Below are 25,444 nucleotides of genomic sequence, written 5' to 3'. Positions count from 1 at the left end.
TTTCCTCTATGCGTTCTTTTTGTCTTATAGGGACTTCGGTTTTACCGTTGTCCCTTGAAATCCTTTATGATACCCTGGCAAATCCAGTCGGCTAAGGCCTGACGGTTGGACGGGATGACGAGGCGTTTCCGGTCGCGTTCGTTTTGTATGTTGCCCAGTTCCAGGAAAGCTGCCGCCGGGTTGGATTTTTTTAATACGTAGAGCGAACGTTCGCTTACCGTACCCCGGAATCCCCGGTTCGGTTGGTGTTTGTCGTATTTCCGTTCAAAGGTTTTATGAATGTTTTCCGTCAGCCGTTTTCCTAATTTGCTGCCGGGAGAGTGGTAGAAGAATACATCGACCTGGTCTTTATGTCCCCGGCTGTCCACGTGGATGAAGATGGCACGTTTGTATTTCTCTTTATCCTTATACGTCAGGCGGTTGATGGCATCGCACCGCTGCTGTAGACGGGCTATCTGGTCGAGCGGAATCGTTTGTCCGAGGCAGGTCTCACGGTCGCTGTTGGACAAATACCGGTCATCGCGGATGCCGTCTTTCTCATCCTGAATGATGATATGTACCTTGGCACCTTTTTCCATCAATGCACGTCCCAACCGCAGGATGATGTCGTAGGCATACTCGTCTTCGTGCAATTCCCGGTTTCCTACTTTTCCGATGGCTCCGGGGTCGGGACCTCCGTGCCCGCTGACCAAATACAAGCAAGCACCTTCTAACTCATGGGAACGGACGGATACGTTTTGGTATGCCGGGCCGAAAAGTGGTTCTACAACGCTGGTCTTACGACTGCCAGCCCGCGCTTTTTTCCCAGACTTCTTACCGGTGGGAAGCCGGTAACTACGTCCCAGTATCAAGCCTCCGTCGCGGGTCAGTTTTCCTTTGTTGATTTCCAGAAACTCCTTTTGGGCTGCACGGGAGGTGTAGCCAAAACGTTGAAGAAATGTCGATACGCCTTCTCCGTTTTTAGGTTTGGCGCGTTCTTGGGCGTATAAAGTCGATGTCAGACAGCAACCCGTCCAAAATGCAAAGAGGAAAAGTTTACGGATGTTCATGTTCACAAAGATAATGCAAATCGAACGCAAAATCTTAAGCTTGCTTGAATATTTTGCCGTGATACAACCTATTTTATGAAAAGATATGTTTTTGGGGATATGCGTACTGAAAAAAGCAGCCGGTAACCGGAGAGGTACGAAAAAGGCACATTCCCCCTTTTCGGGATGGAATGTGCCGGATCCGGATTTGCAGTTTTTTCTGTTCAGTCATCCATATCCATGTCGATGACATTGAATTGCTTGTCAAATTTGATTTCCCAGAAGTTGGACAGTTTCACTTCGTAGGTGTAACGGTCGCGCTCCAGTTTGAGGATGGTAGCATTGGGATGGCTTTCTTTTACGAACTTTGTGATTTGGGCGGGAACGGCTTTCGTCGGTACGCTACTGCGTTTGCAGTCCAATTCTGTCCATTCGCCGTTCTTGTCGAACTCAACCCCGTTGCCGTTGACAAACACGACATCGTAGCTCGTGTCCAAGAATCCTTTCTCCATTTTGGTGAATGCCACCTTTTCCGTGGGAAAGTTCTGTTTGATGAAAGTCTGTGCTTTAGCCGGCAGTTTGTCGAAAGTGATGGGTTTGTCGTTGTCGGCCTGCGCTACTTGTAAAGTGAATACACTCAGCAGTAAGAATAATAACTTTTTCATAATGTTCATTTTTTGAAAGTTAGACATTTGTTTCTTTTTGATGATACAAAGTAAAGGATTGATTCTGGAAAGAAATGGGAAAACAAACGTTTAGAATGTTAAACTGTGTAAAACAAAATATCCCCGTCCTTTGGAGTAGAGGACGGGGATGTGGCTATATGCGGGATTGCCCAATGCTTAGCGCATATCTTGATATTTGATTTCGTCTTTGTCGCTGTATTTCAAGTTCTCGCCGGCCATTCCCCAAATAAAGCTGTAGTTGCTGGTTCCGGCTGCGGCGTGGATGCTCCATTCAGGCGAAGTGATGGCTTGCTCGTTGTGCAACCATACGAGGCGTTCCTCTTTGGGCTCGCCCATCAAGTGGCAGATAGCGTTGCCGTCGGTTACGTTGAAATAGAAGTAAGCTTCCATCCGGCGTGTGTGTGTGTGGGCCGGCATTGTGTTCCATACGGAACCCGGAGCCAATTCGGTGAGTCCCATTTGCAGTTGGTTCGTGCCGCCGCCTTTCACTTTCTCCAAAACGTCTTTTACGATTAACTGGTTGACCACACGGTCGTTGCTTTCTTCCATCTTGCCGTAATGGTCAGAGATGCCCAAAACGTATTTCTTGGGGTTGGCCTTCTGTAACTTTGCGTCAGTCGTAATCAACTGGGTGATGAATTGCTTATATGCGGGAGCCGAGTTGATGTAGAATTTGGCGGGTTTGGCGGGATCGTTGCTCTTGAAAGTAACTTCTTTATTGCCGCAACCTACGTAGAGAGCCTCTTTGTACTTCATTTCGTATGCTTTGCCATCTACAGTTACCACACCGTCTCCACCGACATTGATTACGCCCAATTCGCGGCGTTCCAAAAAGTAGGTGATTTCCGGCCCGAGTTCATGGAACTTCTCCAATTTCAGAACCTTGTTTACCGGCATCACTCCGCCGTAAATCAGACGGTCATACAGGGTATACGTGAGGTTGATTTCATCCGGCGCCATGACTTTGTCCATCATGAAAGCACTGCGCAGGCGTTCGGTGTCGTAGTGTTTGACATCCTGCGGATGGCAGGCGGTCTGTACTTTGTAGTTCATCTGGGCGTTCGTCGCCAGTGCGCCGAGGCCGAGGCAAAGAGCCAATGCAAATCTTTTCATTTTCTTTCTGTTTTTGATTATGTGATGTTAGATTCAAATGCGTGGTATGCGTCCGCGTCTTAATACTTTTTGCGGACGATGGCGCGGCGGTTGAGGACAGCCAGTCCGAGCGTGCAGAGCACAAGGACAGCCGGACCCACATATTTCACCGTGTGTGTCAGGTGGAAGATGACCCATGCCAACGGGCTGGAGGCAAAGTCGAGCGCACCGCCCTCGAAACCTTCGGGGATGGCCACGGCCGTGTCCTTCGTGATGTTGAACACATCGTGTGCCGCACTGGTGAAGTAGGGCGCGAGGTTCGTCACGAAATACAGTCCGATGACCATCAGGATAAGGCCGATGATGAACGTCTTCACCACATTGCCGTTCGTGATGGGCAGGATGATGGGGAACACGTAGAACATGCCGGCCAGCGAAGCCAAAGGCAGGAACTGGTTGCCCGGCAGGACGACGGCGAGGAACAGCGTGACGGGGATGAGCAGCAACGATACGACGAGCGTGGTCGGGTGGCCGATGACCAAGGCCGGACTCATACCGATGTGCAGACCGGCATTCTCACCGAATTTGCGGGCAATCATCTGGCGCGTGGCGTCGGAAATGGGGCGCAGACCTTCGATGAACAGTCCCGTGATGCGGGGAATCAGCTCCATGACGGCTCCCATCTTGATACCCAGTCCGAGGATACCCGGAATGCCGTCCACCAGTTCCTGCCCGTTCTTGCAGGCCAGTGCGCCGATGCCGCATCCCACCAATACGCCGAGGAAGAGCGGTTCGCCCAGGATGCCGAATTTCTTCTTCATGCCCTCCGCGTCGATATACAGTTTGTTGAACCCCGGAATCAGGTCGAGTGCCTTGTTGATGAGGATGGCGAAAGGCATGAACCCTTGGCAGAAAGGCTGCGGGATGGAGATGCCATCCATCTTATCATAGAATTTCTGGAATTTGGGAGCCGTGTAGTCGGCGGCTATCAGCGTCAGGATATAACAGATGACGGCGGCGAAGAAACCCCATGCGATGTTGTCCATCGTGTAGTAGACCATTGCGCCGATGAAGGCGAAATGCCAATAGTTCCACAGGTCGATGTTGACGGTCTTTGTCGTTTTGGTGAGGAGCATCAGGATATTCACTCCGAGGCATACGGGAATGATGAACGCACCTACCGACGTGTTGTAAGCCACGGCGGCTGCCGCAGGCCATCCCATGTCGAACACTTCGAGGTTGAGATCGTAAATCTCCACCACTTTTGAGAGCGAGGGGCTGAGGCTGCTGGTGAGCAACGCCGTAATGACCGACAATCCCACGAAACCGACGCCCACGTAAAGGCCGCTTTGTAAGGCTTTTCCGAACTTGATTTTGATACAAACGCCCAGTATGGTAAAGATAATGGGCATCATGACTGCGGCCCCGAGGCCGATGATGTAACCGAATACAGCTTCCATATTCCTAATTTTCTTGGTATTAATTCGTAAATGATTAGGTGCGGCAAAATTAAATAAAACTATTGGTAACGCAAACAGAATTGAGAAAAAAAAGATGGGAAAGGGAAAATAAGGCGGATGAGGCAGGACGTGAAATACTGACAATATGTCAGCCTTTTACGTATAAGCACCGGGTAGTAAAAGGCTCAAATAGAGAGGATATGTTAAATCCAAACCGGTATAAGGCCCGTTTTATGTATTTATGACGCATTTCTTTTGAATCCGGGGCCTTAATCTCATGAGATTGGAATTTCGTTTGGCTGAAAGCGGAAAAAGTTTTGGAGCAGAAAAAAATGGAGTTGTCCGTTTGTCGGCCGGAAACGGTCTTCCGTGCGGTGGAAAAGGGGGCGGTAAACGGTGTAAAAGGGAGGTCAGAAGGGCTTTTTTTGATTTATCTGACGGATTTCCGTGCGCCAAATCCTCATGCTTTTTGTCACGGGAAAAGGCTGACGGATGTCGTTTGCATGCGGGGCATGCCGCATGGCGGTGTGGAGAGGGTGTCTTTTTGTAAGCGAAAACCTCGCCCGTGGTTGCGGAATGTAAAAACGTCGGCTTGAAATGCCGACGTTTTTTGTCACCTCGTCCGAATAAAGAGGCGGATAGACGATTCTCGTGAGGTTGGCCTGACATTTTGTCAGACGAAACATTCCGGTTCGCGACGTGCACTGAAGTTCTGGTGCAACATGGCGGTATAAGGGGTGTCGAAAGTGCGTCCGCCCACAGGACAGAACTTGACGCAGGCACAGCATTTGGTGCACAAGTCCACACGGGTGGCGGAACGTCCGTCGGCTATGGTGATGGCGCCGGTGGGGCACCAGTCCACGCATTCTCCGCAGCCGTAGCAGTTGTCGTTCACCACCGGGGCCTGCGGTGTGGAGGGGCCAAGGGTCTTGTAGGGTACGTTACCCTTCATCGCGGGCGCAGTCACGAGGCTTTCCAACGGGCTGTCGTAGGTCAGCGCGAAGTCACGTGCATCCGTGGCCGGAGGGTGGGGCAGGTTCAGTTGGTGCAACAGGCTGCCATAGGCTTGCGCCCCGAAAGCGGCGGCCTTCTGCAAGTCGGCGGCATCGGGACGACCTTCGGCGACGGGCATGCCCGGACGGCTGTAGGAGTGTTCGCCCACGAATGCCGCACCGCAGAGGGGCGTGAATCCTTGGGCGTGCAAGAGGTCGCGAAGCTGTACCAAGGCATCCTCGTAGTCGCGGTTGCCATAGACCACCACCGGAATGGCGATGCTGTTTTCCGCCCGCAGGCGGGCGATGCGCCGGACGGCTACCGGGGCCACAAGTCCCCCATAGACGGGGGCGGCCACGATGCAGATGGCATTGCGTACCGAAATGGGCGTGTCGGCGGGGTCGGTGGTCAGGTCGATTTCCTCACGGCGCGCGATGCGCGTGCCGTCGGCGATGGCGCGTGCGATTTTCATCGAAGTGTGCGTGGGCGAGAAACAGGCCACGCAAAGCTTGTCTAACTGCATGGTTTCCTCCTTCCTTTACATTTCCGAGATTTTGTAACCTTCTTCGGCCAGTACGGCTTGCAAGTCCTCCAAGGACTTCGCGTCTCCCGAAAACTCGATGACGGCCACGGGAGGGTCTAAGGTCACGGTGGCGTTGACGCCCTCGATACTGTTCAATGCTTTTTCCACATGCATGCGGCAATGGTTGCACATCATGCCTTCCACTTTATATTCTTTCTTCATATCTGTATAGGGTTTTGAAATGTCGGTTTCTTCGTGTCGCAGTCCGGCCCGTTTCAGCCGCAGGCTGTTCGTCACGACGCTCACGCTGCTCATGGCCATGGCCGCTCCGGCAATCATCGGGTTGAGCAGGAAGCCGCAAAGGGGGTAGAGGGCTCCGGCGGCCACGGGTACACCTATTATATTATAGATGAAAGCCCAAAACAGGTTCTGCCGGATGGTGCGTACGGTACGGGCGGACAGCCGGATGGCCTCCGGAATCCGGGTCAGGTCGGACGAGATGAGCGTCATCTGAGCCACGTCCATGGCGATGTCGCTGCCCCGTCCCATGGCGATGCTCAGGTCGGCGCGGGCCAAGGCGGCGCTGTCGTTGATGCCGTCGCCCACCATGGCCACGCGATGCCCTTTGCGCTGCAAGGTGGCCACGAAATCGGCCTTGTCTTGCGGCGACACCCCGGCGCGGTAGTGCCGGATGCCTGCGTCGTCGGCTATCCGTGCGGCAGCGGGGGCCTGGTCGCCCGTGAGCATATAGACTTCGATGCCCATGGCCTGCAGTTCGGCCACGGCTTGGCGCGAAGTCTTCTTGATGCGGTCGGATATGGCGGCCACTGCCCATGTTTTCTTCGTATCGGCAAAGTAAATCACCGTTTGTCCAGCGGCAGACATGCGTTCGGCCGTACGTGTCAGGCGTTCGTCTGTCGGGATACCGTTCCGTTCCAGCAGCTTAAGGTTCCCGGCATAATACGTCTGGCCTTGGCATACCGCCTTTGCCCCCATTCCCGTCAGGCTTTCGAAGTCCTGCACGGGGAGTTCCCGTCCTTGGATATGGCCGACGACGGCTTCGGCCAAGGGATGTTCCGACTGTTTTTCCAAACTGAAGAAAATGTCGGGCAGGCCGGCCGGGCTGTCTTCCGCCCACGTCATTTCCGTCACCGTGGGATGCCCTTCCGTGACCGTTCCCGTCTTGTCCAACAGGATACTGTCTATCTGCCGCGCGGCCTCCAAGCTTTCAGCGTCTTTGATGAGGATGCCGTGTTCGGCTCCCTTGCCGATGCCCACCATGATGGCTGTCGGCGTGGCCAGTCCGAGCGCGCAGGGGCAGGCGATGATGAGTACGGTGACCAAAGCCAACAGGCCGTGCGTGAAACCGTCCGACGGGGCGAGTGACCACCACAAGGCGAACGAAAGAAGGGCGATGCCGATGATGACCGGTACGAATATGGCCGCGATGCGGTCCACCAACCGTTGCACGGGGGCTTTGCTGCCTTGCGCGTCCTGCACCATGCGGATGATGTGGGCCAGTACGGTGTCGGTTCCCACTTTCTCGGCACGGAAACGGAAAGAGCCCCGTTGGTTGATGGTGCCGGCGAAAACGTGCGACCCTTCGCGCTTGGCTACGGGCACCGGTTCGCCGCTCAGCATGCTTTCATCGATGTACGAACTGCCCGCGACGATGGTGCCGTCCACGGCAATCCGTTCGCCGGGACGGACGGAGACGGTCTGCCCCCGTTGCAGGTCGTCGATACTGATTTCACGTGTTTCCCCACGGTCGTCCACGATGGTGACTGTACGGGGTTGCAGCCCCATGAGCTTGCGGATGGCCGTCGAGGTGCTGCCCTTGGCTCTTTCTTCCAAGAGCCGCCCCAACAGGATAAAGGCGATGATGACGCTCGCCGCTTCGAAATAGACGTGAGGTTCTACGCCCCGTGCCGTCCAGAACTCCGGAAAGAGCATGTTGAAAAAGCTGAAGACGTAGGCAATGAGCGTGCTGTTCGACACCAAAGTGTCCATGTTGGCCGTGCCGTGCCGCAGTTGCCGCCAGGCGTTGCGGTGGAAATCCCGTCCCAACCAGAGGACGATGGGGGTGGACAATGCCCATGAGATGAGGTCGGCGTATGGCATGTGCATGAAAAACATGCCGATGACGGCCACGGGCAGGGCGAGGATGATGGCCCAGACGGTGCGTTGCCGCAAGCGTCGGTACTTCTCGTCGTGCGCCTGTTCCGCCCGGTCTTCCAACTGTTTGCGGTCGTCGCCCACCAACAGGTCGTAACCCGCAGCCTGCAAGGCCGCTTTCAGTTGTTCGGGGCTGCACTGTGCCGTGTCGTATTCCACGGTAGCCGTGGCCGCCGCGTAGTTGACGGAAGCCGTGCGCACCCCCGGTTGTCCGTTGAGGGTCTTGTCCACCCGTACGGCGCAGGCGGCGCAACTCATGTCCAATACGGGGAACGTCCTTTTTTCTATGTGTCCTTGGTTCATCTTCTCTCCATGTATTACTCGTCAAGCGAAGGCAAAGTTAGTGATTTTTGTATGGACAACCTTACAGAATTATGGTTTGTTTTTATATCTTTTTGCGCCATCTCGGGTTGGGAAGACTAATTATTGTTAACTTTAGTATATCTACTAACTATTTTAGTAGCTTGTATGGAATGTTTTACCTATATTTGTATCGTACCAAACAGAGAAACAGAAACAATATGAGAAGTCTGACACAGAAAGAAAAAGAGATAATGGAAATTTTATGGGAAGGCGGCCCGATGGTCATCCGGGAGATGTTGGAGCATTACGACGCTCCCAAGCCCCATTATAATACGGTAGCCACGTTGGTGAAGTTATTGGTGGAAAAAGGTTTTGTGGAATATGACGTGGTGGGCAACATCTACTTGTACCGGGCCAAGGTGAGCCGGAAGCAGTATGTGGGTTCTGCCTTGGGCGACATCATTTCACGTTATTATAATAATTCGTACGCCCACGTGGTATCGCAGTTCATTGAGGAAGACAAGATGGACGTGGACGAGTTGAAACAACTGATAGCCCGTATCGAAAGCGGGCGCAAAGAAGAATGAAAGTATGACAGCGGCGGTATTCATGTATCTGACAAAGGCCGGCATTTGCCTGTGCGTCCTTTACGGGTTCTACAAATGGCTGTTTGCCGGTTCCACCTTGTTCGGCTTCAACCGCAGGTTATTGCTGTGGGGAGTGGCGGTTTGCCTGTGCATGCCCCTTGTGCCGTGGACGGTGGAGCGGGAGAGTCCCGTGCAACGCCCGTTGCGTGTGTGGAACGAGAAACTGGCGGAGGCGTGGCCGGAAAGCGGTTCTGACGGTGGGGCGGAAACGGCCCTTGGCCGGGAACTTCCGGCATGTGGGGATGAGGCTGCGGGATGGGCTGTCGTGCCCGTCGTGTATTGTACCGGAACCGTCTGCATGCTGATTTTCTGGCTTTTGGGGTATGTGCGCGTGTGGCGGTTGGTGAAATGCGGCACGTGCAGGAGAGAGAAGAAGTGGACGGAAGTGTGGACGGACGAACCGGTGGGGGCTTTCTGTGTGGGGCGTTGGTTGGTGATGAACCGTGCGGATTACCGGGATTTCCCTTTGATACGGCTGCACGAACTGATGCACATCCGCTACCGCCACACGTGGGACGAATGCCTGATGCAGGGGCTTGTCACCTTGTTTTGGTTTCATCCCGTGGCATGGTTGTTGCGCAAGGAATTGCGCGAGGTGCATGAATATCAGGCCGATGAAGGCGTACTTGGACAAGGCATCGATGCGAAAACATATCAAATGTTGTTGGTGCGGAAGGCTGTGGGCGCAAAGAAATATGCCATGGCGAGCGGCTTTTTGCACTGTTCACTCAAAAAACGTGTAGTTATGATGTTACGGAAAAGAACAAACCGGTGGAGACGGTTGGCCCTGTTGTGGGCCATACCCTTGGCGGGTGGTACGGCATGGCTGTTTGCCCGGCCGGAAATGAATGTGGAGTGGTTGCAGGAGAAGACGGCGGATGTGGAAACCGCAGGCGAGGCACCGACGGACACGGTGGGGCAGGAAAGGCGTTACGTCGAAGTGGAAGACGGCCCGAACGTGTACGACGTGTATATCAACCACAGAGGAAAGGTGTTTTTTGACCCGCTGGGAAACCGGTATGGGCGGAAAGGAGAAATCATGATGCCGGAACAGGTGCAAGAGATCATGTCGGCCTCTTTGGTGAAGCATTTTGCCCGGTTGCAAAACGCGTTCAAGGCAGGAAAGCGGTTCACCGTGCGGATTACCACCCGTGTGGAAACGAAAAAGGAGGACTTGCAGGCCGTGGAACACTCTGTGCAAGAGGCCGTCCGGATGGCCGTGGCGGAGTTGTCGCACTCCTATCGGCCTGAGGACGTGCAGGATTTGTTAAAACTCAACATGGCGTACAACAAGCCTCGGACTTTTAAATGGATACCGTAAGGTGCGCGGCCTGCATGATGCCGGTGTTTTCACGCCTGTCCGGGATTTCCCGGACGGGCGTTTTTTCAAATCTTGTCCAAAGGGATACGTGCCCGCTCTTTCTGTTGCCTGTATTGCCGTGGAGTATATCCGGTCTGTGCCTTGAACTGGGCACTGAGGTGGGCGGTACTTGAATAGTTCAGCCGGTCGGCTATTTCGTTGAGGGTCAGTTCACCGTAATCCAACAGTTCCTTGGCACGTTCGATTTTCTGGGCGATAAAGTATTTTTCGATGGTCGTGCCTTGCGTTTCGGAGAACAGCTTGCTGAGCGTACCGTAATCGTGGCGGCACTCCGTGGCGAGGTATTGCGACAGGTTTGTCCGCAGGCGGTTGTCCTGATGGTGCACGAGTTCGATGATGAGACGCTTGATATGCTCTACGGTACGGATGCGCGGGTCGTCTATCAGTTCGAATCCCAAGGGAGCGAGGGCCTCGCGCAGGGCCTGGCGTGCGGTCTCTGTGAGAGGGGCGGAAAGTTCGGCCCGTCCGAGTTCGACCGATAAGGGCATCAGCCCGAGACGTTCCAGTACGCTCCGTACGACCATGACGCAACGGTCGCACACCATGTTCTTGATGTATATGTTACGGTCTGTTTCCATAAAAACGTGAAGCCTATAGACTGCAAAGATAATGCAAATAAGCGTAGCGGCGAGGATATTTGTCGTATCTTTGCGCTGCCAAGACATAAAAATATGAAGAACGGATTGTTGGAAGACGGATGCGACCCGATGGGGCAGGCCATCCGTGACTATTATGAGACAGGCCGGGTCGGTCGCCTGCGGGGGTTCTCCCCACAGTTTGACGAAGACGAGATGCCGGTCGGCACGTTGTTTCGTGAAGAGGAGGATATGCCGCCATTGGAACGGAAAGCTTTGGACTTGTGTCGCGGGCGGGTGTTGGATGTCGGTGCCGGGGCGGGCTGCCACAGCCTGGCCTTGCAAAGGCGCGGGTTGGACGTGACGGCGGTGGACATCTCGCCGTTGTCGGTGGACGTGATGCGTCGGCGCGGGGTGAGGCAGGCTTGGGAGGCGGATGTCTTCGACGAGGCTTTCGCAGGATGTTACGATACGGTGCTGATGTTGATGAACGGTTCCGGCATCATCGGGCGGCTGGAACGCATGCCCTTGTTTTTCCGTCGCATGAAGCAACTGTTGGCACCCAGCGGTTGCGTGTTGGTGGATTCCAGTGACTTGCGCTATATTTATGAAGACGAAGACGGCGCGTTGGACATTGACCTGAATGCCGGTTACTACGGTGAGTTGGATTTCCGGATGCAGTACAAGCGAGTGAAAGGTGCACCTTTCCCGTGGCTCTATGTGGACTTCGACACTTTGGCCTACTATGCACAGGAAAACGGTTTCCGTGCGGAACGGTTGCAGGACGGAGAACATTATGATTATCTGGCGCGGCTGTCCGTAACGTTATAAATACAAGAGACGGCCTCCTCGCGGAGACCGTCTCTGACCAACCTTCCTTACCTCGTCCGTAGATGGAGAGAAAACGGATGGGCAAGGCTTTTTGCGGGATTACATTTCTCCTTTGTAATTGTTGCTTGCACCTTTTCCAATGGTGAACGTCACGTCTACGTAGTAGCCGCTCTCGCCCACATTCATGTTCTCGATTGCGCCCCACGGAGAATCGGCACTGATGCGGATGGTTACCGTATGAGCGGCATCGAACCCTGATTGTGTTGCATTTTCGTTGAACGTAACTACGCCGGTCTTTGAGTCAACAATGACATATTTGTCTTTGTAGTCATCAACTTTTCCAGTATGCGGATTGACGATAGCGAATGACGGTGCAGTCATGCCGTATACCATTGTTGAGAACGGATCCTTGCTGAACTTAGACTTCCAGTTGCCCTTGTCATCTTTGGTCGTCTCCACTACGGCACCGTCTTTCCATATGGTGCGTCCGGCAAAGTCAACCCACTCGGCACCTGTGGACACATTGTAGGTCTTAGACAAATCGTAGACGGTCATAGCCATTTCGGTCGGGTTCTTCCAGGTTCCACTCAGCTTTTGTACGCTGATTTCACAGTAGGTTTCAGCAATCTTCTTACCATTGTAATCCAAGTAGATTACTAGGCTTACGTTGTCACCCTCATATTGAGACTTGTCGTAAGTGAGTGTTCTATTGGCATTATTGTAAGTGACCCCCTTGATAGTTGCATTGTCTTTGATTCCGACAACAAGTTTGAAGCCAAGGTCGTTAGCTTGTTTGTTCAATTCTTCGTAGTCGGCGAACAAGTCTTTAGCATTAAAGACATTGTTCATGCTAGCCACAATGTCGGTCGTGCCTTTTTCCCATTCAATCTGCGGAGTGTATTCGATGGTCTGTCCGTCTTGGTTCCAACGTACCGGGTTCTTCTCGATTGCGGAAACAGGATACTGCATGTCGCTGACTTTCACCTTGATTACGTAAGAGTCGGTTTGCGTAGTGCTGGTACCTTCGGTAGTTTCCTCCTTCAATGTGATGTCGAGGGTCTGGGCTGTACCGGTATTCAGTTTGCCGGGAACGACAATGTACAAGGTGTTGTCGTTTTCAACATTCTCAGCTTCAGTGTCTAATGTTAAGATATCTGCACCGGTCATCAGGCACAAGCTATTCAAGTTTGTCGGTTTGTTTTCTTCGACAAGTTCATTGAAATCACCGCGAGACAATTCAGTCTCCTTGATGATGGCATCCATTTCCCCGGTACTCAAGGCGATGTACTGGTTGTTCTGGTTCCATATCAATGTCTTAGGTTCACCTGCTACGGTATGCTCTACCACACGGCGGGTCACCGTCACTTCTTTGTATGCCGGAGCTTGGAGTTCGATTGAACCTAACGTGACTGAAGCGGTGACTGTAACCGTACGTCCAATCATGGCGTTTGATGCGTCTGTCATGCTCAGTACGCCGTTTTCAACCTCGAACCACTCTGTATTATCAGCCGTACATTTGTACGTAATAGTCGTCGGAACACCGTATTCATCAATCATGTCTTCTACGATGGGGGTATTAGATGCATCGTAACCTACGACCTTGCGGCCTGCAGTGTAGTCTATCGTGCTCTCGCTGCCGTCTGGATTCTTGTAAGGCATGGTCGTTTTGTCTTGGTTGGAGTTTGTGACGGCAATGGTTTTCACTTTGTCCGTTACTCTCGTTGCCGTAAAGTAGGTCGTGGTCAGTTCGGTATTATCCTTTGCGCCCGTACTTTCTTCACCTTCTTCGGCAGTTTGTTCCACAGCCTTGATGACAGCGCAAACAGCCCATACCTCATTGTCCTTTATTTGAGTTTCTACGGTGTATTCTATAATACCTGCATCTGCATCTTTCAATCGGGCTTCTCCAACAGTAACCAATTCAGAGAAGTTTTTCTTTTCGATTTTAGTTCCGTCGAAAGTCAAGGTATATTTAGGGTTATCCCCTGTGAAGTCCTTGGCTTTGGAGGCCGGAGACACGCGGAACTGAATCGTGTTGGATTTTGTGCTTTGTGCTACTTCCTCGTATTTATCATCCTCGTTCGCGGCCGTGCTGTTTTTATTGTACACTTTCAGCACGGAAGACTTCAACAAATAGCCTCCTTCTTCGGTAGAAGTAAGGTTCGGGATGTACACCACGCTTTGAATCATGTCGAACTTGGCCATTTCGGCTTTCAGTGCGTTGAATTGTTCAACCAAGCCCGGGTCGCTCGGGTCTACGCCCGGAGTTTCGCTGCCGCTGCCCGTCAATGCTTCTTGCAGCTCTTTGATGTCTTGGCAAATGTCGGCAAAGCTGCTGTATCCCGTGCCGGTCAGTAATTCGGTCACGATAGTGTTCTTCCATTCTTCGAGGGCGGCCAGACGGTAGAGGATGCTTCCGGCTTCCGTTTCCTTACCGATTTGTTGTTGCAGGGTGGTAAGTGAACTTACCGTGGTGGGCAATGCCTTGATGGCTGCCAAGATGGCTGGGTCGGAAATAGTCGTAGCCGCTTCTTCACTGATTTTAGCTATCAGGTTGTTGATCTGGCTTACGTTTGCAGTCAGTTTGGCCAATTCCTGCCCGTTGTTCTTAATCCATTTCTCTACTTCCACCAAACGGTTTTCTACGTCTGTAAGGTTTGTTACGGCCGTATCCAATTCAGACTTGATGTTGTCCACGGTAGCTTGGTCGGCTTTGTCGGCAATGGCTTTCTCCAAATCGGTGCGCAGGCTGTTGACCTTGCCTTCCAACTCAGTCTTTTGTTGCTCAAGGTCGCTTTGGGTCTTATCCAAGTCGCCTTCTATTCCATTTACCTGTGTGATCAGTTCGCTGACCTGAGAACTCAATTCGCCGATTTTGGTGATGTCGTTCTCTGTGATGGCTGTTTGGAGTGCAGCCACGGTTTCCTGTAAGTCCTTCACGGCCTGTGTGTCGGCTTTGCCCGCTGTCAATTCGTTGATGTCCTCCTGCAATGCGGCTTGAGCTTCTTGCAGGGCTTTCAGGGCTTCTGCGGTTGAAACATCTACCGTTTGTTTCAATGCGTCTACCTGTGATTGTAGATTGGCAATGTCGTCATCGTAATCTGAGCAGCCGACCCAAACCGGGGAACTGGCAATCAATGCGCAAAACATCGCAACACTAATAAACTTCTTCTTCATAATAAAACAAATTAATTAAAAAATATATGTTCTCTACTTTCCTGTTTTTAGAATCATATTCTTTTCTCTCTCTATGCAAGAGGTGGAAAAAGGGAATGTAGGCCTGTCTATTATATGTGAGTCATAGTGCTTTAGAACCATCTTCCAAATCTGTTCTTTCGTGTTTTTTTAGTAAATCATTTGTTTTTTCGAGAAAAAAAGACCGATTATTTTGTGGGTTTAAGTATTTTATCTACATTTGCATCGGATTTATCCACCTCTTGCATAGAGATGGAATAATAATATTGAGGATATATTGCTGAATAGGAGAGCGTTGAAGTTTTTGTTGAAGACTGTCTGATTCGTTTCTTTATTTTACTTCTTCTATTTGCCTTTTCAAATATTTTTCTTGTTGCAGCATCAATATTGCGGTGGTCCAGCGAAGTGAGATAGATGGAAGTGGTCTTTTCATTGGAATGCCCCATAGACTCGCTGATGACGTGCATCGGGATATGAAGCTTTAAGGCTTCCGAGGCCCATGAATGCCTCGGGACGTAAGAGGTGAGCGTGGCTTTCTCTCCTAACAATTCGGATAGCTTTTTTAAATTGAGATTGTATGTCCGTAAGGCTGAGTCGTAAACGGACTGTCGGAATTCTGTGGTTTTCATTACAGGGAAAAGAAAGTCCGATTGGGGAGAGGCGTATTTATTGATGATGGTTCTCATGATTCTGTCTACCTTGACAGAGAGCAGGCGTCCGGTTTTACTTCGATAATAGGAAAGGCGTCCGTTTTGCAGATTTTCCTTTTTTAGTTTGGCGAAGTCTATGAAAGACATACCTTGTGCGAAAAAGCAAAATACAAATGTATCGCGACTGAATTCCATACTTTTATTGAGCTTCTTATATTGCATGAGTTTGATGATGACATCGATGTTTACAGCCCGTTTTCGGGTTTTGTCTACTCCCGTATAGACGTTGCCGAAGGGGTCTCGAAGTTTCAGATTGAGCATGGCAATTCCTTTTTTATAGGCCGCATGCAATGTGCGGATATAAAAGGAACTGCTGTTTTTGGTGATACCGCGTTCGTGTTGTAGGTAGGTTTCGTAAGATGCGATTAATTCTTCGGTGATAGATTCGAAGCTTACAGAGCGACAGTAGCCTTTGGTTTGGAGGAAATGTGTAAAGGAACGCAGGGATGATTGGTAGTTCGCAGATGTTTTGATTTTGTTGCGCATCTTTTTTTCTTGGATTTGATTTTGCATGAAAGACAAGAAGTCGGCTTTCTTGCTTTTACAGATTGTTGATTTCTTCATTTTACGATTTTTTTTGTAAGACAATACTGTGTTTTTTACTTTATCTTGCAGAAAAAAACAGACTGCCTTTAGGTGACAGTCAGATGGAGGGCGGACAATATAAAAAAAGAATCCTTCTTGCCGGATGAACTCCATGCAAGAAGGATTCTTTTTTTAGGTAAAGAAATAAAAGAGCCTTGTTTAGAACAGCTTTTCCGGGTATTCTCCTGCTGCTACCAAGGAGGCAATCTTTTCTACTGTGGCTTCACGGTCGGCAGCGTATGTTACACCGAACCATTTGCTGGTAGTGTCGAGCACTTCTACCGTAGCGGTACCTTCGTTGATGAGCTTATTCACCATCAGCGGGATGAAGAACTCGGCTTTCGGATTTTCCATGTTCTTCGGATTGCTCAGAAACTCTTTGAAATATTCTTCGCTATGCTGGAAGTAGTCGGGAGTGAAGCCCCACATGTTCATGCTGACCGGTACGTTCTCTTCCAACGGAATCCATTTACCTTCTTCGTCTTTGTAGCAGATAGGACCGTCCACACGCATGATTTCCGTACGTTCCACCACATCTTTCAAGTGATGATGGTCGTCGTACATGCAGACACCACGTGCAACGGAGCCGTTTTCGCTGAGCGTATTGCAGCAACGGAAGCCCACCATGGCGTATGTATTTTGGCAGCCTTCCGGCAATTCGCTCAGGAACTTGCCGATGGTGGCGAATGCGTCGCGGCCGTAGAAGTCATCACAGTTGATGACACAGAACGGTTCTTTGATGACATCTTTACCCATCAATACGGCATGGTTCGTACCCCATGGCTTTACGCGGCCTTCCGGGCAAGTAAAACCTTCGGGCAGTGCGTCCAGGCTTTGGAATACCAACTCAGCCGGAATCTTTCCTTCGTATTTTGAAAGGATTTGTGTGCGGAATTGTTCTTCAAAGTCTTTGCGGATGACGAAGACAATTTTGCCGAAACCGGCACGGATGGCATCATAGATAGAATAGTCCATGATGGTTTCGCCATTCGGACCCAGCCCGTCCAATTGTTTCAAACCGCCATAACGGCTACCCATACCGGCAGCCAATAAGAAAAGTGTAGGTTTCATATTCGTTCGTTTAAAAAGTTAAATATTTACGTTCTGTATTGCAAAAGTAGCTTTTTTATTTGAAAAAGTCGTGTTTTCGGCTTCTTTTTTTAAGCCCTTTGAACTGTTTGGGAAAACAGGAGGGGCCGTCCGTGCTACAGCCCGTTTTAGAACGGATAACCTACGGCAAAATGGTATCCCAGACTGTCTTTGAATTTCGGCATGTTGTAATAGCCGCTCTTTCCTGTGTCGTAAGGAGCGTGAAGTCCCACTCCGACATCGAAACGCAATACGAGGAAATCGAGGTCGCAACGAATGCCCAATCCGGTGCCTAAAGCCAAGTCTTTGCCGAACCTTGAAATGTCGAACGTTCCTCCCGGGCGGTTTACGTCTGCATCCAGAAGCCAAACGTTTCCAGCATCCAGGAATACGGCTCCGGAAAGCATAGAAACGATGGGGAAGCGATACTCGGCGTTCATTTCGATTTTGAAGTCTCCCATTTGGTCGATATAGGAATAGGCCGACGCGCCCGGAATATAGCTACCCGGCCCCACGCCGCGGACGGTGAACGCACGGATGCTGTTAGCACCACCTACGCTGAAGAGATCGTTGTAAGGAGCTGCGGTAGAGTTTCCGTAACTGAATATCACGCCGGTTCCCACTCGCGTGGCGATGCTTGTACGGGGAGTAAGGCGGAATTCTTCTCTGAACTCAGCCAGAAAACGGATATACTGTGCAAAAGGCACGTTGAAAAGTTTCTTGTCTTTTTGGTTGAACGGTTTACCGAAAGCGGCGTAAATACCGGAAGTGATGTTTCCGCTTTCTTTCACTTCAAAGATGAAAGTTCGCGGATTGCGTGCCTTGCGCGGACTGGAATAAGTGAAAGTGTATCGCATGGAAGGAACGAACTGGTCGCGCATACTTACGTAGAGTGCCTGGTTGACGTTCATGATAGAGTCGAAAGTGGCGGTTGTACTCAACAGTTCGTCGTAATCCAAGCGGAACGGGACGAATTCGTGTTTGATGGTAGGACGCGCTTGGTAAGTATAGGCCGCCCGTGCGCTCAAAGACACCATGCCGAAATAGTTGGCCCGGTTCATCCATGTAGCATCCAGTACAAACGAGGTGCTCGTTTTGGCGCGTCGGGAGAACTTACGTGCCCCGGGAAATATCAGTCGGGGATAGTCCAATGACAATGAAGTACCGTATTCGTAGGAGTTGATGACGGAACTACGTCCCTGTACGGTGGAGTTGGTTTGCCATTCGTATGATCCGTGTACTTCGAATTTCAGCTTTTCCGCTCCTCGGAAAGCATTGCGTTTGGACATGCTGAACGAGAGTCCCGGACCGATCTGCCCATTGCTTTTAGAGGTTACCTTTGTGGTGAACTCCCCGTCGTAGGGTTTGTCCAGAATACCGGTGATTTCGATGTCGAGCGTATCGTTGAGTGCTGTGGTATCACGCGGAACGTATTTCAGGTTTACCGTGCTGAACACATTCATTTCCGAGAGTTGCTGTTGTACGAAGCTCATAATGTCCTGTCGGTAGAGCATGCCTTTCCGATAGAACAGATTACGCCGGAGGGCACCGAAGCGCAAAGGAATTTTGCCTTTCTTTCCTCCGTCATAATATAAGGTGTAATCGCGAAACTGTAGCGTGTCGGTCAGTTCATAAGAATCATTATTGAACAGATTGACGGTGGTCCGTCCGAGGTAATACCTTTTGTTGGCCGATGCGGGAATGCCGTCGGCCGGTACGACTTGCAGTTGTACGAATCCCGGACGCTGTATGGTATCGGCACGATAGGTGATGTATTCCGGTTTGTAGTAGAAATAACCGGAATTACGGAACATGTTATAAATACGGGTCCTTTCGGCATCGAGATTGATTACGCTGAACGGATCACCGCTGAAAAGGGTACGTTGCCGGAACGTTTCCCGTATCAGGCTGTCGCCCACAGCCGGAAAGCGCAGGTAGGCTATGGAGTCCAGACGAAACAGATTGCGCGGTCTGACGGTATAGCTGATTTTGGCCTTTTTGGGGTTCTTTTCCGGTAGGATTTCATAATCCACGGTACCGTTGAAATAACCGTAGTTCCGGAGTGTGTTTTGTGCTACGAGTGCGCGGGTTTTCGGATTGACGGTACTGATGAAGACCGGAGTACCTGCAAACGTATCGAATAACCATTTTGCGAAGCGTGACTTCTTGCCCACTAAAGCGTTGTATATCCACAGTCCGGTGGGGAACGGAATACGGTAGGACGAACTTCCGAACAGAGCGTTGTTCGGGGCGTAAGCCAGTGCCGCATCCACTTCTTCCTTCGCCGTTTCATACGCCTCTTCTTCGATACGTTGCACGGCGGCGATGGAGTCCTTTTGCTCCTGAGTCAATTCCTCTTTCCGTTTCAGCACAGACAAATCTCTTTGTGTGAGTAAGTCGTCTACAGCTTTGTAAGCATCGGCCAGAGAGGTAATGACTCCCTCTTCTTCCTTTTGTTTAGCCTTTTTCTTGGCTTTCTTTTTCGACTTTTGGCCATAGTCTATTTCCTTGATACCGGTGTACAAAACCTCTTCTTCGGGAAGGTTCTTGGTCGTTGAGCACCCTGCCGCCAAACCGCAGCACAGGATCACACCACAATATATCTTCAGTCTTGTCTTCATCATTTCTTCTCTTTTTCGTGTTGAGGTTCATTCTTTTTTCTGTTCTTGAAGATAAACAGTTCCCCTAAACGTGTCATTTTACGCCTCAGTACGAGACCGGCTCCCATTTCGGTGATTTCGCCTTCCAACAAAGACTCATAACTCTTGTCGTAGAATAGGGTGACGTAACGTGTGGCACTCTTGTCCAAGCGATATTCTAACGATACATTATCTATCAACGACTGGCCGGTGTTTTCCACATTCTCGCCCGTAGACACTTTACCGCCCACGATGATGCTCACACGGTTGCCCCAGAAGCGTTTGGCAAAGCGGAATGAGTAATCCGTGCGCTCCGTTCCTTCGGCCGTAGTTTCTTGGTCTACGCCGAGGCTCAAGTCTATGGTTTCAAGAGCCTTGCCTGCAATGTTGGTGATTTCGCTTTGCAACAAGGCGTTCAGGGCATTGGTCGTAGAGAATCCTCCGCTTTCATTATCTCCCAACAAGTACATGCCGGTGGCCAACATGGTGACGGCCACTTTCCCGCGCTCCTCTATCGACATGGCTGCGAGTTGGTTCTGCACGGTCATGTCTTCAGGGGCTGCGATGGTAAACTCCAGCCCCATGTTTTCCAACGTACGCGTGATGGACAGCCCCACTTCGAAGGAAACAGTGCGTGGGGTATCGTTTTCCGTCACGGTGGCACGCATACGTTCGGACGCCGAGATGTTCAAAGTAGGATTCAGGATAGGCCCGTTGAAATCCACATAACTGCCCGAGGCGATGGTGAATGTCTTCAAAGGGATAACCGGAAGTGAGTATTTCATTTCTCCGTTCAGCACCGTATAACGTCCGGTGAGCGTCAGTTCTCCCTGCGGAGTATAGTTCATGGTCAGCTCGCCGCCCCCTTCCAGATCAACGTACTTGGAGCGGTCGGCACTCAGCAGGCAGTGTACCTGTGTACCCTGGTCTATGCTGATTTGCATCATCACGTTCATGTTCATGGGCTGTACTTCTTCCTGGGTAGCCACGGTCGTAGTATCGCTGAAGTCTACAAACGTGACCAGGCCGCTCAACCGGTCTTCCGATGAAAGCGGAGTGTCTTTCAGCACGTACGTCACGTCGGTGCTTCCCAATACCCCCAAACGTCCGTTGATGTTGATGTTGTTCAGATTCCCGGCCATCCGTGCATTGACATCCACGTACACTTTTCCGTAGGCCGATGCCTGTTGGGTGCGTTTGGCGTTGATGAGTTCGAAGTTGGATGCATTCATTTTCAGGTCGAGCAAGATATTATCGAAGTTGGCGAAATCCACCGTTCCGTCGAACACGAGTGGGTTCTTTCCTGTGGAATATACGTTCAACTTGTCTAAATTCAGGTGGCTTTGCCTTACCTTGATGGTATCATCCTCCAGACGCAGGTTCAAACTGTACTCGGATGACGTTATTTTCATGGCTTTGGTGGCCAGCCATCCTTCTACGACGGGTCGGTCGGTCGGGCCGCTCACCTTCATGCAGCCGTCGGCCATACCGCCTAAAGCCGCCATCTGGTCCGGGACAAAACCGTTGGCCAACGACAGCGGGAAGTCTGCCAAATCCAAGTCCGCCTCTATCGTTCCGCTTTTGCCGTTGTCTTTGTAAGCTCCTGAAAGCGTCAGGACTTCTGTTTCGTTATGCGAAATACGTGCATCTACGAAATGCGTCCCGTCGTTGTTGGGCAGGTAGACCATTCCCAGGCCGATATTGCCCAGCGGTGCATCTTCGTACGCCATGTCTTTCACCGAAACGTCGGCTACGACGGACAGGTTTTCCTCCGTTTGTATCAAGTGGGCGTCGGTTTGCATTAATCCGGAGATGCGTGGAGCGTACGGAATGACGGCGGTCAGTTCCTTTAGGTTTACATGGTTCAGGTTGACGGACAGGTCTTGCAAAGCTTCCGGATTGGGCGTCGAGTAAATCCTGGCTCCCGTTCCGTCGTCGGCGAGCATATTCACATCCGCTTCCACCCGCCTGTCGTTCCCCAGGAATATGTAGTTATCCTCGTTGATATCGAATTTTCGATAGGCGATAATCGGATGAATTTGTGAGAACACAATTTTGATGCCATTGTCTTGCACGTCGGCTCTCAGCCCCAGATCCACTCCTTTTTTACGCTTGTCGTCCAGATAAATCAGATTGATTCCCGCTCCGGTGGAGTGCAGATAAGCATTCAGCCGGGACTCGAATACGAATTGTTTGTTCTTGGGGCCGTTTCGCACCCGTCCGTCCATTTTTACGCCGGTCGTATCCTGAAAGATGTGCATCTGTATCGTATCCAGTAAGATGCCTCCTGCATTCATCGTGTAAATATGGCCGCCTCCGTTCAGGCCGATTTCGGGGTCGGCATTCAGGTTCAGCTTCAATTCGTTGAGAGAGTAGCCCATAGCCGTCAGATAGTTGGCCACGGGGTTGTTTTTTCCCGACACCATATTGAGCGTCATGCGTGGCAGGAAAATCTTGAGTGAGTCCTGATTCAGATGCCGGCGTTGCAGTTGCTGGTCGGCCACAGCCATGAATTCTTCGCTTTTTTTCATCAGCGTCTCATAGCCGTCGCGGCCGTCAAGATGCAGTTTGAAGTCACCGGCCGAAATGTCGGCATACGTAGTGTCCGGGAGAGCCAGCACATTCATGGCCAAATCTTTGGGGCGGAATACCGAATCCTGCATTATGAGAGAGATATCCGATACCGTTCCGTGTACCGTATGAGCGTTTTTCAGGTTCGTACTGCCGTCCATGTGCAGGCACATGCCGGCCTTGAACGGTTTGTCTGTCAGGCGCAGGGCATACAGGTCGATGCTGCGCATATCCATACTGAAAGTCAGGTCGGTATTATGTCGGCTCAGCAGCGCGTCGATTCTGGAGCGCATATCCAATAGCGGGTTATGGCTGTCGAGCGCGACGTGGCCGTTGCCTTTTTGCAATCCGGCATCCAGTTTGATGTCACTGAGATGCAGTTGTCCGTATTGCAGGCTTTCTAATGTCATGTCGGCCTGCATCCGGGTATGCCGGCTGAAGAAATCCGTCCCGACGCCCTTGGCAGATGCCGTGAGGGACAGGCCGTACAGGGAATCTTTGGGTAAGAAGTGATGGAGTTGCAGGTCCTTTATGGCCAGTTTCGCCTGGTAGGCCATGCGTGCCGCGTCGAATCCTCCTTTTACTTGCACGTTTCCTTTTCCTTCCCTTAAACGGAGATCGGCAGTGTATTTTTGTCCGTTCAGCCCCACATTCCCGTCCAGTCGCATCGGGGGCAGGGCTATGTCTTTCAGCGCCTCTTCTCCGGCCAATGCCCTCGCAAAATCGAGATTGCGTGTACGCAGGTCCAAATTCACGTGTCCCGACCTTCGTACGGAGTCCGCCAACCGGAACATCTTTCCGTCGGCTTTCAGTTCAAAAGCGCCGGCCAGCCGTGCTTCTGCGGTCGTGAGGTTCAGCGTATCCAGATTCCCGTCGGCCGACAACCGTAAGATGACGGGGGAGTTGGGATAAGCCTTGACAAAGGCCGGGGGCAATCCTCCGGCAAACAATAATACGTCCTGTTTGCCCAGTTCTCCCATAAGTCGGGCGGACATTTTTCCTTGGGGCTGTTCGGCTACGGCGGAAAGGTCCATGTCAGCTTGTGTCCTGATGTAAGAATCTGGGGTGCGAAGTACCAGTCCGGGTACATGCAGAGAAGTGGAATCCATATTGAAGTGCCCTGTCAGCGAACGGATTTCCAGACCGCTTTTTTCTTTCATGTGCGTTTCGCGCAAAGCCAGTGAAAGCCCCAAGGCGTTTCCGTCGAATGTGATACTGTCGATGCCCAGGCCGATGTCCCGAAGTGCGATATGGTTGACATCCAGTCCTTCTGCGGTTTTCTCGTATGGCAGGTCGTAGAATAGCGAATCGGCGTGCAAGTCGAAAGTTTCCACCGTGTACAAGGCTTGTCCTAAGTCTATGAGACCGTTCCGCAGGGCTGCCGTAAGGATTCCACCCGAAACGGTCATACTGTCGCCCGGCATGCTGAACCGTACCCGGGTGCGTGCCAGATCCACTTGCCCAAGGGAGATTTTCCAATTCACTGGCGAACTGGCGGTCGTGTCTTCCGTCGTGGAATCGGTCAGAGCGATAGCCACGTCGGCATCCGAAAGAAGGGCCGTATTCACCGTCACCATTTCCTGCGGGATTTCTATACCGTGGGAGTTTACGAAGAAACGTCCTATGCTTCCCTTGATTTCCACCCCGGCAATCATGGATTTGGTGTTGACTGCGGCACGGGTCAGTTCGATGCCTTCCACGTCAATTTCCCCGTGGAGCAGGGATGCGAAACTCAAATCCACGCTCAGACGTTCCACATCCAGCAGACTGTCGTCCTGCCCGTCTTTTATTTGCACGTCCTGCAAGTCGATATCGAAAAGGAAGGTCAACCGCAGTCGGCCTATATGCACTTTCATACCGGTGGTCTCAGACAGATAGGCCGTGGCCTTGCGTACGGCAAAATCTTGTATGGGGGGAAGATAAAGCAGTGTAGCCGATATGAAGAATAGTATGATAGGGGTGAGTAAAATGCCGATTACCCATTTCAGGATTCTTTTTTTCATAATCTCAGTTATAGTGTACTACAAAGGAACGGCTTTTTTTTGAATTCGGGAGGATTTTTTCACAAAAATAAAATAAAAACTCCATGAATTCATTATTTTTGCAGGATAATAATCGTCATCCGTCGGTTGCATGAATTTGAAAAGTATGATTTATATCGCGTGCTGCATAGCTGTAATGTCTTGCGGTCCGCAAAAGAAGAAAGCAATGGAAGAGACTGAAGTACTGATAGAAACCTCTATGGGCGACATGAAGGTGAAGTTGTATAACGATACGCCCAAGCATCGTGATAATTTCATCAAGTTAGCCCGTGCGGGGGCGTACGACAATATTTTGTTTCATCGTGTCGTACGAGGCTTTATGGTGCAGACCGGAGACCCGGCCCTCAAACCCGGGGGAATGAAACCGGCCGTGGATACTGCGGCCTACCGTTATACGATTCCGGCGGAAATCCGTTATCCGCGCCATTTCCATAAGAAAGGCGCATTGGCGGCAGCCCGTATGGGGGATGACGTGAATCCCGAAAAGGCCTCCAGCGGTACGCAGTTCTATATCGTGACGGGGAAGACCTATACGCCAAGTTCGTTGATGGAGCTTTATTCGGCCATTTACCAAAGCCGGGTGGATACGCTTTACGAGGAACTTTCGCGAGGCCATCTCAAAGAAATGTACCTGATGCGCCGTCGTGGCGAAACCGAAAAGTTGGAAAGCCTGAAAGACTCTTTGTTGCACGAGGCGGAAGCAAAGGTGGCCGCCCATCCGCCTGTGCCGTTCGACGAAACGCAGAAACAGGCCTATACCACAGTGGGCGGTGCGCCCCATCTGGACGGAGAATACACCGTGTTCGGCGAGGTCGTGGAAGGACTGCAAGTGGCTGAGGCCATAGAAAAAGTGCGTACGGCAAAAGAGCGCCCTTTGCAGGAGATTGTGGTACGTAAGGTGACGGTTTTGGAATAGCCG

17 protein-coding genes are annotated in these 25,444 nt (G+C 51.3%); 5 read left to right on the top strand and 12 right to left on the bottom strand.

The window, feature by feature from the left end:
- Nucleotides 1–41: 41 nt before the first annotated feature.
- The 4 genes from HMPREF9441_RS04620 to HMPREF9441_RS04605 form a co-directional block, all read right to left on the bottom strand.
- Nucleotides 42–1,049, bottom strand: a complete 1,008-nt coding sequence (locus HMPREF9441_RS04620; RefSeq protein ID WP_008618545.1) for an N-acetylmuramoyl-L-alanine amidase family protein — start codon at nucleotides 1,047–1,049, stop codon at nucleotides 42–44.
- 203 nt (nucleotides 1,050–1,252) lie between these two features.
- Entirely contained in the window at nucleotides 1,253–1,693 is a 441-nt protein-coding gene (locus tag HMPREF9441_RS04615; protein ID WP_172634915.1) for a PepSY-like domain-containing protein, read from the bottom strand.
- Between the two features lie 177 nt (nucleotides 1,694–1,870).
- Nucleotides 1,871–2,827, bottom strand: a complete 957-nt coding sequence (gene kduI / locus HMPREF9441_RS04610; protein WP_008618539.1) for a 5-dehydro-4-deoxy-D-glucuronate isomerase — start codon at nucleotides 2,825–2,827, stop codon at nucleotides 1,871–1,873.
- A 59-nt stretch (nucleotides 2,828–2,886) separates the two neighbouring features.
- Nucleotides 2,887–4,266, bottom strand: a complete 1,380-nt coding sequence (locus HMPREF9441_RS04605) for a PTS galactitol transporter subunit IIC (RefSeq protein WP_008618538.1) — start codon at nucleotides 4,264–4,266, stop codon at nucleotides 2,887–2,889.
- Nucleotides 4,267–4,583: 317 nt separating this feature from the next.
- On the opposite strand from HMPREF9441_RS04605, the gene HMPREF9441_RS04600 reads away from it, so the two are divergent.
- Nucleotides 4,584–4,862 (top strand): hypothetical protein, encoded by a 279-nt coding sequence (locus HMPREF9441_RS04600; RefSeq protein ID WP_009389199.1) that lies wholly within the window; start codon nucleotides 4,584–4,586, stop codon nucleotides 4,860–4,862.
- 77 nt (nucleotides 4,863–4,939) lie between these two features.
- On the opposite strand, the gene HMPREF9441_RS04595 is transcribed toward HMPREF9441_RS04600, so the two are convergent.
- Nucleotides 4,940–5,782, bottom strand: coding sequence for a 4Fe-4S dicluster domain-containing protein (locus HMPREF9441_RS04595; RefSeq protein ID WP_008618531.1), 843 nt, complete (start codon nucleotides 5,780–5,782; stop codon nucleotides 4,940–4,942).
- 15 nt (nucleotides 5,783–5,797) lie between these two features.
- The gene (locus tag HMPREF9441_RS04590; RefSeq protein ID WP_008618527.1) at nucleotides 5,798–8,260 is read right to left on the bottom strand and encodes a heavy metal translocating P-type ATPase; all 2,463 of its coding nucleotides are present in this window, start codon (nucleotides 8,258–8,260) and stop codon (nucleotides 5,798–5,800) included.
- Between the two features lie 218 nt (nucleotides 8,261–8,478).
- On the opposite strand from HMPREF9441_RS04590, the gene HMPREF9441_RS04585 reads away from it, so the two are divergent.
- Together HMPREF9441_RS04585 and HMPREF9441_RS04580 are read left to right on the top strand one after the other, a co-directional pair.
- Nucleotides 8,479–8,847, top strand: a complete 369-nt coding sequence (locus HMPREF9441_RS04585; protein ID WP_009389200.1) for a BlaI/MecI/CopY family transcriptional regulator — start codon at nucleotides 8,479–8,481, stop codon at nucleotides 8,845–8,847.
- A gap of 4 nt (nucleotides 8,848–8,851) precedes the next feature.
- A complete protein-coding gene (locus tag HMPREF9441_RS04580) occupies nucleotides 8,852–10,228 on the top strand; it encodes a M56 family metallopeptidase (RefSeq protein ID WP_008618522.1) in 1,377 nt (458 codons plus the stop codon).
- Nucleotides 10,229–10,293: 65 nt separating this feature from the next.
- Here the strand turns inward: HMPREF9441_RS04580 and HMPREF9441_RS04575 are convergent, their stop codons facing one another.
- Nucleotides 10,294–10,866 (bottom strand): helix-turn-helix domain-containing protein, encoded by a 573-nt coding sequence (locus HMPREF9441_RS04575; protein ID WP_244949615.1) that lies wholly within the window; start codon nucleotides 10,864–10,866, stop codon nucleotides 10,294–10,296.
- Between the two features lie 93 nt (nucleotides 10,867–10,959).
- Between HMPREF9441_RS04575 and HMPREF9441_RS04570 the strand changes: the two genes are divergently transcribed.
- A complete protein-coding gene (locus tag HMPREF9441_RS04570) occupies nucleotides 10,960–11,694 on the top strand; it encodes a class I SAM-dependent methyltransferase (RefSeq protein ID WP_008618518.1) in 735 nt (244 codons plus the stop codon).
- A gap of 99 nt (nucleotides 11,695–11,793) precedes the next feature.
- Here HMPREF9441_RS04570 and HMPREF9441_RS04565 read toward each other — a convergent pair whose 3' ends face one another.
- The 5 genes from HMPREF9441_RS04565 to HMPREF9441_RS04545 all read right to left on the bottom strand — a co-directional run bounded on the left by HMPREF9441_RS04565 (nucleotide 11,794) and on the right by HMPREF9441_RS04545 (nucleotide 24,486).
- Complete coding sequence (locus tag HMPREF9441_RS04565) at nucleotides 11,794–14,871, bottom strand: coiled-coil domain-containing protein (protein ID WP_008618516.1); 3,078 nt, start codon at nucleotides 14,869–14,871, stop codon at nucleotides 11,794–11,796.
- Between the two features lie 206 nt (nucleotides 14,872–15,077).
- On the bottom strand, nucleotides 15,078–16,298 hold the full coding sequence (locus HMPREF9441_RS04560; protein WP_008618513.1) for a tyrosine-type recombinase/integrase: 1,221 nt from the start codon (nucleotides 16,296–16,298) through the stop codon (nucleotides 15,078–15,080).
- Between the two features lie 45 nt (nucleotides 16,299–16,343).
- Nucleotides 16,344–17,255 (bottom strand): glycosyltransferase family protein, encoded by a 912-nt coding sequence (locus tag HMPREF9441_RS04555; protein ID WP_008618512.1) that lies wholly within the window; start codon nucleotides 17,253–17,255, stop codon nucleotides 16,344–16,346.
- Nucleotides 17,256–17,401: 146 nt separating this feature from the next.
- Nucleotides 17,402–19,897: a translocation and assembly module lipoprotein TamL gene (gene tamL / locus HMPREF9441_RS04550; RefSeq protein WP_008618510.1), complete on the bottom strand. Its 2,496-nt coding sequence runs from the start codon at nucleotides 19,895–19,897 to the stop codon at nucleotides 17,402–17,404.
- Nucleotides 19,894–24,486, bottom strand: coding sequence for a translocation/assembly module TamB domain-containing protein (locus HMPREF9441_RS04545; protein WP_008618509.1), 4,593 nt, complete (start codon nucleotides 24,484–24,486; stop codon nucleotides 19,894–19,896). The genes tamL and HMPREF9441_RS04545 overlap by 4 nt, the downstream gene beginning before the upstream one ends.
- A 130-nt stretch (nucleotides 24,487–24,616) precedes the next feature.
- Between HMPREF9441_RS04545 and HMPREF9441_RS04540 the strand changes: the two genes are divergently transcribed.
- On the top strand, nucleotides 24,617–25,441 hold the full coding sequence (locus tag HMPREF9441_RS04540; RefSeq protein ID WP_008618507.1) for a peptidylprolyl isomerase: 825 nt from the start codon (nucleotides 24,617–24,619) through the stop codon (nucleotides 25,439–25,441).
- Nucleotides 25,442–25,444 lie beyond the last annotated feature (3 nt).

The organism is Paraprevotella clara YIT 11840 (genome assembly GCF_000233955.1).
Taxonomy (GTDB): domain Bacteria; phylum Bacteroidota; class Bacteroidia; order Bacteroidales; family Bacteroidaceae; genus Paraprevotella; species Paraprevotella clara.
This window is presented reverse-complemented; position numbering and strand designations above follow the sequence as displayed.